Annotated in this window: 16 protein-coding genes; 7 read left to right on the top strand and 9 right to left on the bottom strand. The window is 43.4% G+C overall.

The window, feature by feature from the left end; translation table 11 throughout:
- Window positions 1–68 precede the first annotated feature (68 nt).
- The 3 genes from FM019_RS00865 to FM019_RS00855 form a co-directional block, all read right to left on the bottom strand.
- On the bottom strand, window positions 69–1,244 hold the full coding sequence (locus FM019_RS00865; RefSeq protein ID WP_143833998.1) for a dipeptidase: 1,176 nt from the start codon (window positions 1,242–1,244) through the stop codon (window positions 69–71).
- Window positions 1,245–1,254: 10 nt separating this feature from the next.
- A complete protein-coding gene (locus FM019_RS00860; RefSeq protein ID WP_143833997.1) occupies window positions 1,255–1,923 on the bottom strand; it encodes a glutathione S-transferase in 669 nt (222 codons plus the stop codon).
- A gap of 87 nt (window positions 1,924–2,010) precedes the next feature.
- Window positions 2,011–2,574: a hypothetical protein gene (locus FM019_RS00855; protein WP_143833996.1), complete on the bottom strand. Its 564-nt coding sequence runs from the start codon at window positions 2,572–2,574 to the stop codon at window positions 2,011–2,013.
- A gap of 147 nt (window positions 2,575–2,721) precedes the next feature.
- On the opposite strand from FM019_RS00855, the gene FM019_RS00850 reads away from it, so the two are divergent.
- Entirely contained in the window at window positions 2,722–3,393 is a 672-nt protein-coding gene (locus tag FM019_RS00850) for an SOS response-associated peptidase (RefSeq protein WP_143833995.1), read from the top strand.
- A 224-nt stretch (window positions 3,394–3,617) separates the two neighbouring features.
- On the opposite strand, the gene FM019_RS00845 is transcribed toward FM019_RS00850, so the two are convergent.
- The 4 genes from FM019_RS00845 to FM019_RS00830 form a co-directional block, all read right to left on the bottom strand.
- Window positions 3,618–4,073: a hypothetical protein gene (locus FM019_RS00845; RefSeq protein ID WP_143833994.1), complete on the bottom strand. Its 456-nt coding sequence runs from the start codon at window positions 4,071–4,073 to the stop codon at window positions 3,618–3,620.
- Between the two features lie 16 nt (window positions 4,074–4,089).
- A complete protein-coding gene (locus FM019_RS00840; RefSeq protein WP_143833993.1) occupies window positions 4,090–4,689 on the bottom strand; it encodes a hypothetical protein in 600 nt (199 codons plus the stop codon).
- The gene (locus tag FM019_RS00835) at window positions 4,682–5,272 is read right to left on the bottom strand and encodes a sigma-70 family RNA polymerase sigma factor (protein ID WP_185969135.1); all 591 of its coding nucleotides are present in this window, start codon (window positions 5,270–5,272) and stop codon (window positions 4,682–4,684) included. The genes FM019_RS00840 and FM019_RS00835 overlap by 8 nt, the downstream gene beginning before the upstream one ends.
- Window positions 5,273–5,349: 77 nt before the next feature.
- Window positions 5,350–5,985, bottom strand: coding sequence for an energy transducer TonB (locus tag FM019_RS00830; RefSeq protein ID WP_143833992.1), 636 nt, complete (start codon window positions 5,983–5,985; stop codon window positions 5,350–5,352).
- A gap of 347 nt (window positions 5,986–6,332) precedes the next feature.
- On the opposite strand from FM019_RS00830, the gene FM019_RS00825 reads away from it, so the two are divergent.
- From FM019_RS00825 to rplI, 6 genes are all read left to right on the top strand, one after another.
- Window positions 6,333–8,642, top strand: coding sequence for a carbohydrate binding family 9 domain-containing protein (locus tag FM019_RS00825; RefSeq protein ID WP_143833991.1), 2,310 nt, complete (start codon window positions 6,333–6,335; stop codon window positions 8,640–8,642).
- A 231-nt stretch (window positions 8,643–8,873) separates the two neighbouring features.
- Window positions 8,874–11,753 (top strand): ATP-binding protein, encoded by a 2,880-nt coding sequence (locus FM019_RS00820; RefSeq protein ID WP_143833990.1) that lies wholly within the window; start codon window positions 8,874–8,876, stop codon window positions 11,751–11,753.
- Window positions 11,754–11,777: 24 nt separating this feature from the next.
- Window positions 11,778–12,656 carry a DMT family transporter gene (locus FM019_RS00815; RefSeq protein ID WP_143834255.1) on the top strand — a complete coding sequence of 293 codons (879 nt, stop codon included), beginning with the start codon at window positions 11,778–11,780 and terminating at the stop codon, window positions 12,654–12,656.
- A gap of 204 nt (window positions 12,657–12,860) precedes the next feature.
- Window positions 12,861–13,277 carry a 30S ribosomal protein S6 gene (rpsF, locus tag FM019_RS00810; RefSeq protein ID WP_143833989.1) on the top strand — a complete coding sequence of 139 codons (417 nt, stop codon included), beginning with the start codon at window positions 12,861–12,863 and terminating at the stop codon, window positions 13,275–13,277.
- A gap of 11 nt (window positions 13,278–13,288) precedes the next feature.
- Window positions 13,289–13,516 carry a 30S ribosomal protein S18 gene (rpsR, locus tag FM019_RS00805; RefSeq protein ID WP_143833988.1) on the top strand — a complete coding sequence of 76 codons (228 nt, stop codon included), beginning with the start codon at window positions 13,289–13,291 and terminating at the stop codon, window positions 13,514–13,516.
- 29 nt (window positions 13,517–13,545) lie between these two features.
- Window positions 13,546–13,998, top strand: a complete 453-nt coding sequence (rplI, locus tag FM019_RS00800; protein WP_143833987.1) for a 50S ribosomal protein L9 — start codon at window positions 13,546–13,548, stop codon at window positions 13,996–13,998.
- A gap of 259 nt (window positions 13,999–14,257) precedes the next feature.
- On the opposite strand, the gene FM019_RS00795 is transcribed toward rplI, so the two are convergent.
- Entirely contained in the window at window positions 14,258–14,788 is a 531-nt protein-coding gene (locus FM019_RS00795; protein ID WP_143833986.1) for a DUF5655 domain-containing protein, read from the bottom strand.
- A 12-nt stretch (window positions 14,789–14,800) separates the two neighbouring features.
- Window positions 14,801–15,715, bottom strand: coding sequence for a universal stress protein (locus FM019_RS00790; protein WP_143833985.1), 915 nt, complete (start codon window positions 15,713–15,715; stop codon window positions 14,801–14,803).
- Window positions 15,716–15,874 lie beyond the last annotated feature (159 nt).

The following is a 15,874-nucleotide window of genomic DNA, read 5'->3' as shown; positions in this document are numbered from 1 at the left end:
GTTAATGAGATTTATCATTCATTAATCAAGCAAAACTAACAAGTGCCAAAAGTCACTTTTTTAAGTTTCTAGTTATCAGGTAAATTTTGCTGTAAAAATTTAAGCATGTTTCCACCCATTACCTTGCTAATGACGTCTGTATCGATGCCTTTTTCCAGCAAAGCTTGCGTAATCAGTGGCAGGTGGCTGGTATCGATACCTGTTTCCACCGCACCATCAAAATCTGAACCTAAAGAGACGTGATCTTCGCCGAGCAAGTTCACGCCATAAATAATCGCGTCGGCGATATCGCTTGGGGTGATGCCACACACGGCTTCATCCCAATAACCCACCGCAATCAGTCCTCCTTGCTGACTAATTTCCAGCATTAATTCATCATCGATGTTGCGCTTATTCGCGCAATGACCTTTAAAACCGGTGTGGCTGATCACCAAGGGCTTTTGGCTGATAGCCAATACATCTCTAACGGTTTGTGCCGAAGAGTGAGAAACATCGACGATGATGTCCATGCTTTGCATTACCTGAACGGCTTCGCGGCCAAAATCCGATAAACCAGCGTTGCTGGTGCCGTGTAATGAGCCCCCCAACTTGTTATCGAAAAAGTGTTGTAAGCTCATCATCCGAAAGCCCTTATCATACAAAACCTGAATGTTTTCAATTTCACCATCTAGTGCATGAGAGCCCTCGGTGCCAATCAATCCAGCTACCAAATCAATGTTTGAGAGGCGCGCCTGCAAGAATTCTGCTAAGGAAGCTTTCGAGGTGACCAACATAAAATCTTCAGGGCTTTTTTGCGCAAGCTTATGTATTTTTTCTGCTTGATACAGGGCTCTTTCTTTTAAGCTGGTTAAGGTCGATAACGGCCAACCCTGTGCGAAGGCCAATTGGGTGATGTTGTCTCTGGTATCTGCATCGTTTTGTTCGTAATTCAGGCCATCGGGGGACTTGGTGACAGTTGTGAACATCTGTAGTGCAACATTTCCTTGTCGCAATCTGGGCAGATCGACATGACCATAACCCCCATGTTCGTGTAAATCTCTATTCCACAACGTACTGTCTGCATGCCAGTCACCCACGATGAGCTGATTGTGTATCGCAGCAGCCTGTTCGTTGACTGAATAATCGGCAAGTGGGCTAACGCGATTGAGCTGTTTTTCTAGCATGGGCGGCGCAATAATTCGCATACCCACATAAGCAATGCAAATAACACCCACTAAGGCCACAGTGATCTTGGTCAAATTCATTTACGCTACTCTATTTCTTTTTAAAGGCTTCAGCCAGATAGGCATTAAAAGCAGGAGTTGCATCAGTTCTTGCTTGCGCGATCACTTGAACTTCAGGCATCTCATTGAGTTTTTTCATGAGTGCAGCGGCCCCAGGGGCTTCGGCTAGTAAGTCTATATCAAAAAGCTTTCTGGCGACTGATGACGCTAAATCTGCTGAGTATAAAAAGAAAATGTCAGCGGCGCTGAAGGTGTCACCCGCGACATAGGGTGAAAACGATGCAGCACGAGATAGCGACTGCATACCATTGAGCAAAGCACGTTTGACTTCTTTTTTGGTTTGCTCATGAACCGGAACACCCCAAAACGCCTCTGTGTGGCAACGTCGAGCGGGTAACTCAAGGTACAACTCAATCATCTTGGCTAATTCTTTAATTCGGGCTTTTTGATAAGAGGAGCCGGCATACAATTGAGCGTCTCCATAGTTCTCATCTATGTATTCCATAATTACATTGGTTTCGACCAAAATACCTTCATCGGTTTGCAGCGCTGGGACCTTTCCTGTGGGACAAATGGCAAGATATTCTGGGGTTTGATTTGGATAAGTGATGATGCCCTGGTAGTCGACTTTTTTTATTGCCAACGCGAGCTTGAGCATATTGTAATAATTGCTCACGTCAAAACCGTATAATTTGAGCATAGATGTCTCCACAGTTAAAACATCTACTGTCGCGCCAATTTTTTATTGACGCAACATAAGTTTATTTATAGTTGTAGATAAGCGCTATCACTGTTGTGAGTCATCCAGTTTTTCGACGGGGAATGCTTTAGCAAAATCGACTACTTTGGTCTGTGTTATGTCATAGGCTTCAAACATCAACAAGCCACCACTTTTGAGCGACACCATAACTTGAACCTGACCATCACTGTTGTTGATGGTTGCGCTGCGTTTTTGAATACGAGTTTTGGTGCCGCCGCCATACTGTGCCAATGCCGCAAATGCATTCATTGCTCCACCCATCGCACTACCACCACTTAAGGTCACGGTAATGGTTTGATCGCCTTGATTGTAATCCCTAACTGTGGAAGAAAATCCCATGGCACTTTGGTGTTCAATTTCTGCCCCCTGAAAACCCATTAAGGTATCTGGGAAAACACGGTTTACACTTTGTTGTTTCTCCTGCTCGAGTAACGTCACGCACCATTTGGCTTCTTCTAAAGCGCCGGTTACATCATTGTCGGCATAAAGCTCGGCTGCGTTTTGGCAGGCTTCCTTTGGGCTATCTTCTGCAGAGGCCCACCCTGATATGAAAGAGAGTAAAATACCTACGCCAATTATTTGTTTTTTCACTTTTAGCTTCCTTTTTGCTTAAAAAATACACTTACCAAAATTAATCCTGTTTCAGCCAAATGGCAAACTTTAAATCGTCGCTGGCTTTTTAGGATCTTCGATTTTTGCCATACTGTATTTATCGATTGTTTAGACTGAGAATTAGTAATGTGTGGACGCTACGCTAACCATGTAGGAGCAATGCACGGTTGGGTGGACGTATTGGCCGACTGGCCTGCGCAGGCTGAGCTGGGATTCAATATTGCGCCAACTCAATTGGCGCCTATTGTCACGCCCGATGGCTGTGAGGTATTTCGTTGGGGATTACTGCCTTCCTGGGTGAAAACCGCCAATACTGAATTTTCAACCTTTAATGCCCGCTTAAAAACTTTATCCGAAAAGCCCTCCTTTCGGCACGCGTGGAAAGAGGGACAGCGCTGCATTGTGCCGGCGTTGGGGTATTATGAATGGAAACAAGAAAACGGCATAAAGCAGGCCTATTTTGTCCGCCGTAAAGATGGGGACCCGATTTTATTTGGTGGCTTATATGAGTCGCCTAACCAGTATAATCCCGGTTCATTTACTATCATTACTAGGCCAGCCCAAGGACCTCTTGAACCCTTACATCACGCCATGCCTTTAATGTTCGACCGCGACCAGAGTAAACAGTGGTTCGCTGGCGACAACGATCAATGTGAAGGCCTTGCGTGGTATACCTATCCAGATGATTACGAATATTACCCGGTTTCAAACAAGGTAAATAAAGTCGCAAATCAAGGAGAGGAACTCGTCAAACCGATTGAAGCTGAAAGTCAAAAACAACATGGATTTGGTTTTTAAATAGGAAATTTTCTGGTTGTGGCGAGATCTCTTTTACGGGGATTAATGCACCAACCAGATTCCCGACAAGAGCCATAGGGAATGACGGAAAGAATAACGTCACCCCGCACAGGTGAAATCAACCCGTCATCCGGCAGAGGCGAAATCAACCCGTCATCCCGCTGAAGCTCTTGGAGCGGGATCTCTCTGACACAGCGACCGGATCTGACAACTGGGTCCTTACGTCAAAAAATTGTATTTACCTTTTCCTTGTTAAACGCAACCGCTACGCTTTTTCCGTACTCAATTGTTGGAATGTATTCTGTTATCATTTCAACGACATTTACAGGTTGAAAATGCTCAGGTTTGGTCTCTGGGCGAGGGTAATACAGCCATGTGTCATATTCTTTACCTTCAAAACATAGTTTGCATGCAACAAAGGAAAAGGTTTCTGGTGGGATGAGGGATGTCCAATTCACCTTAGGGAAACAATAGTCTGGTTTGATGATTGAAAATGTATTGATAGCCAATTGCACGTTTAATGTCGCGGGATAACATTGGGTTAAATCCAACCCCAACGATTTAAAAAAGGGCAATTGCATTTCAACTGAACCTTTGGGATATGGTGAGTTTGGGTTGTTGCCAGATGCTACTTGATGCCCCCTAACCACAACACCATTTATCCAACTGTGTGAATTCATCTCAATATATAAATGCTTAACACTGCAGTGGCGCAGGACTAGGTTCAATACCGACAATTAAACCAGACACATTAAAGGTGATTTTTACGCTGTCCCCGGTTTTCAACGAAGCATTCACCGCATCCATTTTTTTCAAGGTGTCGACCAGCTCTTGAGATATTTTTACCAATTCCTGTTTGCAAGTAACAAGTTCCCAACCTTCATCAAACTGCGACAATATGGCCGATTTCTGGTGATGACTTGCCAATAGCGCTTTTTGTTTTAGATAGTCTTGATAGTGCTGCGCGTAACGTTGACCAAGGGCGTTGTCCTCATTAGAGTCTTGCGAACTAATACTATGTAATTCGATAGTTGCCTGAGTAATTTGCGTAACCGGTTGTCTGATCTGGTGAAGCTGAATGGCAATTAAGCTGATCAGCAATACTGTCCCCGCTGCGATGGCGACGTGTTGAATACGATTCATTGCGGTAAACCAAGAGCCGCTGTGCTCCAAGTTTTTCAGCACACCACGTTTCATACTGCTGTTGGCTCTATGTTTAGACTTTCGCTGTTGATAAAGCTCTGACATTTGTGATTCGATATGCGACTTTGGCACATCTTCATGTTGCTTAGTCATGATAATTCTCTAATGTTAAACGCAATGCTTGCTTAGCATAACGAATTCGGCTTTTTGCCGTCTCTACGCCGCAATGGGTAATGGTGGCGATTTCATTTAACCCAAAGCCTTCTTGCTGCAGACAAAACGCTTCGCGTTGTTCAAAGGGTAATTTCAACAACGCATGATCGAATGCGTCTGACACCGACTCAAAGTTTTGTTCAATATGGTGGCTTGTAGTCAACTCATGGTTGATGGTAAAGCCAAATTGATCAGCGTTTTCAGGCAGCGATGTAAAGCGATTGGATCTTCTGAATTCATCGATTAGCGCATTTCTACCTATGCTGAATAGCCAGGCAATAAAACGTCCTGACTCTTGGTATAAATGTGGTTTCTCAATCACCTTTAACCAGGTCTTTTGACAAATATCCTTGGCCAAATGGGGATCTGATTGAGTTGTCAAAAAATGATAGAGGTCATCAGCACAATTGTCGTAGAGTTGTTCAAACAACTTTTTGTCTTTGGTTTGTGCAAACTTAACCACCAACCATTCGTTAGATTGGCTGGTGGAAAACCAGTTTCTGATGGCAATCGATAAACTCATCGAAACTCCTTATTACCATTGGATTCATCATCAAGCGTTGCAATAAATTCGTAAATGTTAATAGTTTGACTCTACCTTTAACTTTCTAATTTAAAGTCTAACACAACCATTCTATTTGGCTGTTCAATAGGTTGACCATCTACCACTAAAGGTTTGTATTTCCACTTCTGTAGTGCTCTGCGTGCTTCACGATCAAATATACGCTTTGGCTTAGCATCAATCACACGGATGTCTTTTACTGCACCACTGGCGTCGATGGTAAATTCCAATTCTACCCAGCCTTCCAGACCATCCTGGGCTGCTTTGGTCGGGTACTTTGGCGCCATACGGAATATCGGACGTGATTCTCCATCGATTAAAGAAAACACCTGTTCCGTTTTCGCATAACTAGTGGTCGGCGGTTGAATATCTACATTAACGTTTGGCTGGTTGTCGTCCGGCGTTATTTCTAATTCAGGTCGCAATTGTTCTGGCATTTTTTTCGGTGGCTCAATGGGTTTGATTTTATGCTTTTCAATTGTTTTTGGGTCTTCAACCGTTAAAAACGGGTCAACCATAACTAACTCTGTTGGCGGCTCAATACCGCCTCCATCTTGAGCAACAAGTTCATGCATCAGCACAAAAATAGAAAATGTGATCGCTGCGCCTGCTGTGATCGAACCACCGATTCTCAAGCTCGGTGCGTGCAAAGAATTTGTCGTGGTATTTTGCATTGGAGCGTCCTTTTTATTTAGATTAAATTTGCGTCTTTACCCCATCAACGATTTAGAAATAAAAAAGGGGTTAAAACAAAGCACGTTTTTTGGTTCGTCAATAAAAAGTCAGTGGAAGCTCGCTACAGTTATCCATTAACTCACTTAGCAGGGCACGTTATGTGTTGAATTATGAGGCTTACCTGGTGCTAGCTAGATTTGTTTTTAAGCTTTTCAGCAACTATCCTTTTATCCCAATAACACGTTGATTTAACTTATTAATGTGTATTTGCATTGAGAGATGCTATACCCTCTCGCGCCACTACGGGCAGCCGAGATACTGGGCATTTTTAGATTTTTGGGGTTCCATGATTAAACGAGTTTTTGCGGTAAGTGTTACGTTTCTTGTCATGACAATAAATTCGCAAGTGCTTGCACAAATTAAAGTGCTGCCTGAAAATCAACAACAATCTCCGATTGTCATTCCTAACGTTAAAGGCGTTGTTACACTAGATGGTCAATTTGATGATCCTCAATGGCAATCTGCAAAGCTTGTTACGCTTAATTACGTTGTTCGTCCTCACGAAAATACGCAGCCACCGGTCAAGACTGAAGTTAGACTGTTTGAAGATGATGAAACACTCTACATAGGTTTTATGGCGTATGACGATGACCCTGAGGCAATCAGTGCTTTTTACCGAGATCGTGACAAAGTGTGGAGCGAGGATCTAGTCGGTTTTAAGCTAGACACATTCAATGATAGTCGATTGGCCTATCAGTTTTTTACCAATCCTTATGGTATTCAAGCGGACTCTATTCAAAATGAGATGACCGGTCGTGAGAGCGATAGCTGGAATGCCATATGGGATTCAGCAGGTCAAATCACGGAACAGGGTTATCAAGTAGAGATTGCGATCCCACTTCGAATTCTTAACTTTAAGGAAGGAGAAGAAGACAAAATTTGGGGGGCTGAATTTGTGCGTTTCTATCCACGGGAGGAGCGCTATCGCATTTCCAACTTGCCCACTGATCGAAACAATTCTTGTAACCTATGCCAATTGGGTGACATGTCTGGGTTTAGACAAGCCAAGCAGGGTCAAAACATGGCGTTGGTTCCAACCCTTGTGGTGGCTAAAGGTCGAAGCCGAGATCCCATTGAGACACTGGATTGGGATTATTCGGACAACCAAGAAGTCGGCTTGGATGTTTCCTGGGGGATCACACCTGAGATTTCTCTGCAGGCGACTATCAATCCTGATTTTTCCCAAGTTGAATCTGACATTGCTCAACTGAGTATTAACAATACCAACGCTTTGTTTTTCAGTGAGCGCAGGCCATTCTTTTTGGAAAATGCCGATTATTTTACTAGTTCATTCAACCTGATTTATACACGGAATATTAATGCGCCTGATTATGGCGTTAAAGTGACTGGGCGAATGGATGAACATTCGTTAGGTGTTTTTGCCGCAAACGACGAATCCACTACATTTCTGGTGCCTGGGAATCTACGTTCAAATGTTGCTGAAATAGAAGAAGAATCGAAAAACCTTGCTGTGCGTTATCGATACGATCACTCTGATGAATTGTCGGTGGGCGTGGTGAGCACCCTCCGTGATTCAGATTCCTATCACAACTATGTTTATGGCATCGACAGCAAATATCAAATCACCGATCAAGACACTCTCCGCGTACAATGGGTGGGTTCGCAAACTCAATACCCCATTGACCTGTCGGAAGAGTTTGATGCCGAATCTGCGTTACGGTTGCAGCAAGAAGACGAATTTAGCGGACAGGCTTTCAGAATAAATTACCGCCACGAAGAGCGTGACTGGACATTTCGTGCCGATCATTTTCGCAATGATGAAAACTTCAGAGCGGACCTGGGCTTCTTTCGAGGTATCGATAGAGAAACAAGCATCATCGGTGGCGCATATCGCTGGTACAATGAAAACAGCTGGTGGAGCCGAATCGAAGTATTTGGTGATTGGGATATCGCGCACAACAATGCCGGCGATTTGTTAGAAGAAGAAGCTGAAATCTTCGCCAGCATCAGAGGGAAGTGGCAGTCTTATTTTGAAGTAGGTTTGCAAACTCGCGACAAAGTAGGGGTCAGACAAGATGAATCTTCTCTGGCAGTCGATGGCAATGCAACGCTGTTTAATGAGGATTCGGCTAGCTTCTTCTTTGAAATGCGCCCAGATCCCTCTTTGTACTTCGCCACCTTCGTCCGCTACGGGGACCGCATAGATTTTGATAATAACCGTTTAGGCAAGTTCACAAATATCAATCCCCGAATGAACGTGAGCTTAGGTAAGCACCTACAACTTAATATGAGACATACTTATCGCACCCTAGAGGTCGATGACGCCGAGCTCTTCACTGCAAACCTCACTGATGCCAGATTGACTTATCAATTTGATCAGCGCCAGTTCTTAAGGTTAATCGTGTTGTATTCAGACATCCAAAGAAACTTAGACAACTACATTGTTGATACCTCAGATTTTCAAAGTAGTAGCCGCAGTTTGAGTACGCAGTTGTTGTATTCTTATAAAATTAATCCGTTGACCAAATTTTTTATTGGCTACTCAGATGGCAGTTTTCAAGATGACGATCTGACAACCCGCAGAGTTTCTGAACAATCTGTGTTTATGAAATTTAGTTATGCGTGGTTAAATTAAATCACAGCGCACTATATATTGACCTAACCTCCTGCACCCATTAACAATTTGTTAATGCGGTTAAAACGATTTAGTGCTAACTTAGCAATCATTGGAAAGGGCCTCTCAAAAACGAGCTAGCGCATTTTGTGCCGTATTTTCTCACGTTTTGTGGGCCCGGCTTTTAGAATGAACCGCGCCAGGTTAGCGCTTGGTACTTGCGGGCTTTAGGTGAAAGTAGGACGCAATAAGTTGGATTCCTTAAAACGTAACCCAAATAATCCGTTTGTCGGGTTACATCCATTTGATTTCACTGATGCTGATCGTTTCAAAGGACGAGACGAAGTTATTCAACAGGCACTGGATAAACTCACCCGAAAAGCCCAAAAAGCTCAGCCGTTTTTGTTGTTGTTGGGGAAAAGTGGCTCAGGCAAATCGAGCTTGCTTAAAGCGGGGATTCTGCCTGCCCTCAATCGTCTTGAATTCTCTCCTGATGTTGCTAAATTTCATACGGTTTGCATTGAACCCGTTGATTTAAGTTTAGATCCGATTGCAGGGTTAATCGATGCATTAATTCGTTTAACCGATATTGAGCTCGTCGCAGACCAAGAGCGATCTTCCGCTATTCAGCTTGTTAAAGAACAACCTCAGCAATTTGTTGCGCTTATGAAAGAGCGTATTGATGCCTTACCCTCAACTGAAAGAGTTGCGATCGGTGTTAGGCAGCTAGAAAAGCTGTTCATGAGCGAAAACGTTACTTTTGCTACACAATCTTTGTTTGTCGACATGCTTGCTGACTTTATTCGACAGTGCGGCGTGTTTGTGATTGCGTCGCTTCGCAATGATTTTTATCAAAACCTGTCGGATTTCCCCGAGCTTTTATGGTTGAAACAAAATGGCGGACAACTAGATGTATTGCCACCCAATGCCGATCAATTAAAGGAAATGGTTACATTACCGGGTACCGGTGAAGTACTTACTTTTGAAGAAGGCAAAGATGGTCAGCCTGGGTTAGATGACTATTTAGTGCACCGCGCGCTGGAATTTCCAAATAGCTTGCCGCTTTTGCAATTTATCCTTCAGCAGTTATTTGCCAACAAATCGGTCAATGGCTTATTGAATTATTCAACTTATCGCAATCTTGGAGGACTAGAGCGGGTTATTGCCAAAACCACAGAAGCCGCCTATGAAGCACTCGATAGATCCGAGAAACGTCACTTTTCACGGATCATCAATCGGTTAGTGAAAAAGAGCGATAAAGGTCTATACGAAAGATTTTGGATCAGTATGGAGGACCTCGGCAAAAGCGATCGTGCTAAAACTTTGATTAAGGTCTTCGTCTCTGCTGGGATTTTTGTCCAAGCAAATGACAGTCGAGGCATCGCCCATGTTGCTTTGGTGCATGATTGTTTATTTGAGCATTGGCCTAGAATGTTGGAATCTCTCGAAGGCCAGCAGCGTATTCAAACGATCAAAGATTCCTTGGAGCAACAAGCGACCCAGTGGAAAAGTGCCACGCGTCCCAGTGCATTTTTATTGCGACCAGGCAAAGCTCTAGACGAAGGTATGCTCATTCTTAAACAGGGAGGTTCACTCAGCCCTAAATTGCGTGCATTGATTAAAGCTTCTACTAAACGTGTACAAGTGCAAAAGAGAATGTGGGTTGCTGGGGTAAGCGTCGTAGTAGCACTTTTTGTGTTCACAGCCACTAATGCTTATCAGTCTAGAGTTGTGCAAAAACAAGCACAACAAAAACTTGTAGAGAGTCATGATCTAATCGAGTTTTTAATTGCTGATGAGAGCGAGCAGTTAGACAGCATTGGCCGATTAGATCTTATGCAAAATGGTTCTTCAAGGTCATTAGAATATTTAACAACAGTAGAACCCAAAGATGACTCCACTGCGGCTAAGTTAAGTCGTAGTAAAACCTTTTACCAGATTGGCAGAGTATTTTTAGAAAATGACCAATTTGATGATGCATTATTAGCCTTTGAAAAGACCTTAGAATTAGATAATGAATTGGTAGAGATCCATCCTAGCGGATTTGACTATGTTATGGAATTAGCCCAAGCGCAGTACTGGATTGCTATGACCTACCTAAAAGCAGGTGACCAAGACAAGGCTACACAGCACTTTTTGTTGTATCAAAAAACTGCGTTTGAATTAGTCGAGCTGCAACCAGATAGCACAGCGGCCAAGTTAGAGTTGTCCCGAGCGTTTTATCATTTAGCGAAAATTTCTGCACAGCGAGGTCAAATAGAGAGCGCCACGCAATTATTTTACGATTCAGTAAAATTTGCTGAAAAGGGAAAATCTTCGGCAACCATCGAAGGGCTTCTAGCGGCATCAGAGTCTTATCAATGGTTGGGCGACCGTTATGCTAACGACCTTAAAGTCAGCGAATCAATTGACGCGTTAAAAGGTGAGAAGCGGATCCGCGAAATACTTGTTAAGCGCGATGATAATGAGGACAACCAATTCTCACTGGCCAGTGTGAAATGGCAACTAGCGAATAAACATATATTAATCGGCCAACATAAGCAGGCAAACTTAGTACTAAATGATCTGCTGTTGGCAGCTGAAAAGTACTCAATGGGATCTGAAAATATTCAATGGCAGTATCTTTTGGCTTTTTCTTATTCTCGGCTTGCTCAGGTTGCGATTTTGTCTGCAAGCCTAGACGCTGCCTCCTCTTATTTCCAAAAGAGTTATGCCGAGTTGGATGAAAATCAGCAAATCGCTAACGAACATTGGCGCGAAGCGGCTTATGAACGACAATATTGGTATGCTCGAATGCATCATCAACGAGAAAACTCAAGCGCTTTCGATGCAGCAGGTTTAATGCTCGAAAATGCTGATGAACCCAGTGTCCAAAAATGGCAGCTTCGTTTAGCCAATCTTCGAAAAGCCTCTTTTGATAGTGACACTATTCAGTTTCAAAGTCCTTCAGATCCGGCTGAACTATTGGCATTCATAGAATATTGTACGATTCAAAGTCGTACAGCAGATTTACAAGTCCTTTCCGATGCAGTGCCCCAAGAAATGTGGGCGCATGCTGATCTAGAGAAGCTCCGGTCAACTATTCGTCAACAGTTACGAGAATTGGAAGAAGAATCTTCCAACAGCATTTAATTTGATTCTGGGTGATTTAAGTTGATCGGAGAAATCGCTGCGCTCAGCACAGCTTTGTGTTGGGCTGTTGCCGCGAGAATGTTTCGAGTACTCGGACAACATTTTTCACCGCTATCACTAAATTTATGGAAAGGCTTAGCGGCAATTGCCATTTTGTTAGTAATTACTGAGTTTTTCTTGCCGCCGGTGTCAATATCCAATCAAACGTGGTTCTGGTTGCTACTTAGCGGGGTTATTGGGATTGGTCTTGGTGATACCTTCTTTTTTCAAGCTCTGAACAAAATTGGCGACAGTCAATCTATTTTGGTGGCAGAAACCCTGGCTCCCATCTTTACCGCATTGCTCGCCATGGCTTGGATTGCTGAATGGTTAAGTTGGCAACAGTGGCTTGGTGTTGCGCTTGTCCTATTCAGCGTGGATATGATCATCAAAATTCAAAAGCGCGACACTGTCGACAAATTTGAGCTCTCTGGTTATGTTTACGCTGGACTCGCAGCACTATGTCAAGCAGTAGGAGCCGTTGTCAGTCGAGACGTGTTAACCACAACAAATATTGATGCGTTTAATGCTAGCCAGATCAGATTGATTGGTGGTTTGTTTATTATTGTCATTTTGATGCTGTTAACAAAAAAGCGTTGGTTGCCAAAAACGGCGAATGTGAAAAAAACCTGGATGTTTTTTTTGGGGGCAACAGTTATTGGCACCTTCGCCGCACTTTATTTACAAATGCTGGCTTTTACTCATACCAAAGCGGCAGTTGTACAGACTCTGTTTGCGACCAGTGTGGTTTTGTCATTGTTTGTTGCAAAAATACTCGGTGAAAGAGTCAATAAACGCACTGGGTTTTGGTCGCTAATGGCGCTCGTTGGCGTTGGGGTGTTAGTGGCCTTAGAGCATGGCTAATCCCATGATTTTTATAGATTCTCCTACTTTTCGCGGATTTGGGTTAAATAATCTCCCCAATCTCACGGTTTTTCTAATAAAAGCTTGTGATCAAAGATGTATTTCTATACAATTCGCGCCCTTAAATCAGCCATCACCTTTTAGTTCCTTGTCTCAATACAGTGTCGGCTGAGCTGTAAGAGGCTACAACCGTAAGGAGCAACAATGCGTCATTACGAAATCGTGTTTATGGTCCACCCTGACCAAAGTGAACAAGTTCCAGGTATGATCGAGCGTTATACTGGAATTATCACAAACGACGGCGGAACTATCCACCGTTTAGAAGATTGGGGCCGTCGTCAGTTGGCTTATCCAATCGAAAAATTGCACAAAGCACACTACGTTCTAATCAATGCTGAAGCATCTGCAGAAGCAATTGAAGAGTTAGAAACTGCTTTCCGTTTCAATGATGTTGTATTGCGTAACCTAGTTATGCGTACCAAGAGTGCTGTGACTGAACAGTCACCAATGGCTAAAGAAGAACGTCGCGAAGATCGTGGAGATCGTCGTCCAGAGCGTTCTGAAAAGCAAGAAGCACCAGCAGCGGCTCCTGAAGCAGCTGAATCTCAAGATCAAGAATAAGGAGACAGATAATGGCTCGTTTTTTTAGACGTCGTAAATTTTGCCGTTTCTCAGCAGAAGGCGTAGTTGAGATCGACTACAAAGATATCGCTTTGCTGAAAAACTACATCACTGAAAGTGGTAAAATCGTACCTAGCCGTATCACTGGAACTAGCGCTAAATATCAGCGTCAGTTGTCAACTGCTATCAAGCGCGCGCGCTTCCTAGCATTGCTTCCATATACTGATTCACACAAGTAATCGTTGGCGTAATTTAAGAGGTAGCAAAGATGGAAATCATTCTACTAGACAAGATCGCCAACCTGGGCGGCTTGGGTGACAAGGTCACAGTAAAATCAGGATATGCACGTAACTTCCTTTTCCCACAGAAAAAGGCAGTTCCTGCTACAAAAGCAAACGTAGAAAAGTTTGAAGCACAACGTGCTGAACTTGAAGCAAACATTGCTGAAGCGCTAGCGGCTGCTGAAGCTCGTGCTGCAAAAGTACAAGAGCTAGGTGAAGTGACTATCGCTGCTCCAGCGGGTGACGAAGGTAAGTTGTTCGGTTCTGTAGGAACCCGTGACATTGCCGACGCAATCACTGCTGCAGGCGTTGAAATTGCTAAGTCTGAAGTTAGATTACCTACTGGTACTCTACGTGAGACAGGTGAGTTTGATATTGACCTACAGTTGCACTCTGAAGTGACGACTACTGTTAAATTGGTCATCATTCAAGAAGCCTAAGCTTTTATACTTTTTAAAAGTTTTGAAAAAACCCTGCTGACGCAGGGTTTTTTATTGTCTGAAAACGACCTACTGCAACCAGATTCCCGATAAGAGCATTCGGGAAAGACGTAGTTTTGGGCATTTGGGAAAGACGGAAAGAAAAACGCCTTCCCGCAGTCCAAACCTACGTCATTCCGCACACTGATTCTAAGTCATCCCGCACGCTGATTCTACGTCATCCCGCAGGCGCTCTTAATGCGGGATCTCCTCGCATGCGCTACTTGGCTTGCTCGTATGCCAGTTTTAACCAAACAAGGACTGAATCATCAACGTCATCCACACCCTTAAGTTGAACGCGATGAGTACACATGGTGCCAAAAGGGCCGGAGGATTCTAAACGCCCTTCATGGGGGACATCATTAAGCTTTAATCCTAAGTCAATGCGAGTTTTAGTCGAGGGTTGCACTAAGGCGAATTGACGTTTTACGCGATAACTTACTGCTGCCTTCTTCGGTGCAACTTCAACATCTTCGCCAAATGCGCAAATGACCTCATTCAACATTTCGTATATCGGCTTCAAGGAATCTTTTCCTTGGTACTGGGATGCAATCAGGTCATCTGCATTAGAAGAGCCCGCATCAGCTTCACGAAACTTTAGTGCAATAAAGTTGGCAAAGCCATGCGTCAGGCCAAGCTCTCCTTTGAGAAAAGCCATGATCTCGCCATGTTTAGTAAATGCCTTAGTCGTGAGTAAAGCCTTCCATTGTTCGAGGGTTTTACCTGTTTTTTCTTTAAGGTTTTGTTCCATAATGTAATTTTTTTATTTTGGAATATTGGGTTTGATGACAAGTAAGTCACAAGGCATGGCTTTAGCCAATTCGACGGCAGTATCACCAAAAATTCTGTCCATTACATTGGTATCTTCATTGTTGCCAATCACCGCAACTTCAGCGTTAATGTCTGCTGCCTTGTCGGGTAATGCATGATCAGGCATACCTTCAACAAAGTGTAAAACATCCTCTGATAGAGCATATTCATTGATGTACAGCTTAAGCTTTTCCACGTGTTGTTGCTGGATACTGGCTTCTCGTTTAAATCCTCTTTTACTGTTGTAATCAATGCGCATGGTGCCAATTTCACCATAAAAACAGTCCACTACATGCATTTGCGCCTGCAATGCTTGAGAGAGGCAATCACTTTCAGCCAGTATTTTTTTGTTAAGCATACGGTTGTCGTGATCATCATCTCCCATGTCAACACAGGCGAGCACTTCAAAACTATCATCCCATAGGCGCGGTTTTACCAGCCAAACCGGCAGTGGGCATTCGCTAACAAAGTACTTATCAAGCCCGCTTCTGAACAAATGTTTAAATTCCGATTGCTGATATGGTACTTTTAATACTAGATCGAAATCTGTGTTGGCGATGAGTTGTGACACGGCCTTTGAGGGTTTTTGTTGCCACGAGATGATAATTCTATTGAGGAAATCGCTGGCCTCCCATTTGGCCAGTTGTTGATTGATTATATCTTGACGCTGATTAACGAATTGAGTTAAGTCATCCTCAATATCGTCAAAAGAACTCCCGTTAATGATTTTATACGACGAAACAAACACCGTCATTTTTGCATCAAAGGCTTTACATAGCCTTGTGGCGCGAGCCAGGGGCACAGTGGCGTCTTCGTTGTAGTTCAAAACAACGAGTATATGCGAGAAAGCGTAGCTATCCTTTTTCATTATTCTTACCTTGGTTCACCGGATTCTTGCAAATACGAATTGTAGTTGAGTATTACTATAAAGGTTAAAAAAACCACAAATCTAATTAAATTATTTTGGCTCCATCGTGATTACGACGATTGATTTTTATTCAGAACTAAGTCAACATAAATCGTATAA

This window comes from Aliiglaciecola sp. M165 (assembly GCF_007197995.1).
GTDB lineage: Bacteria > Pseudomonadota > Gammaproteobacteria > Enterobacterales > Alteromonadaceae > Aliiglaciecola.
The sequence above is the reverse complement of the archived record's forward strand: the minus strand, read 5'-3'. Positions and strand labels throughout refer to the sequence as shown.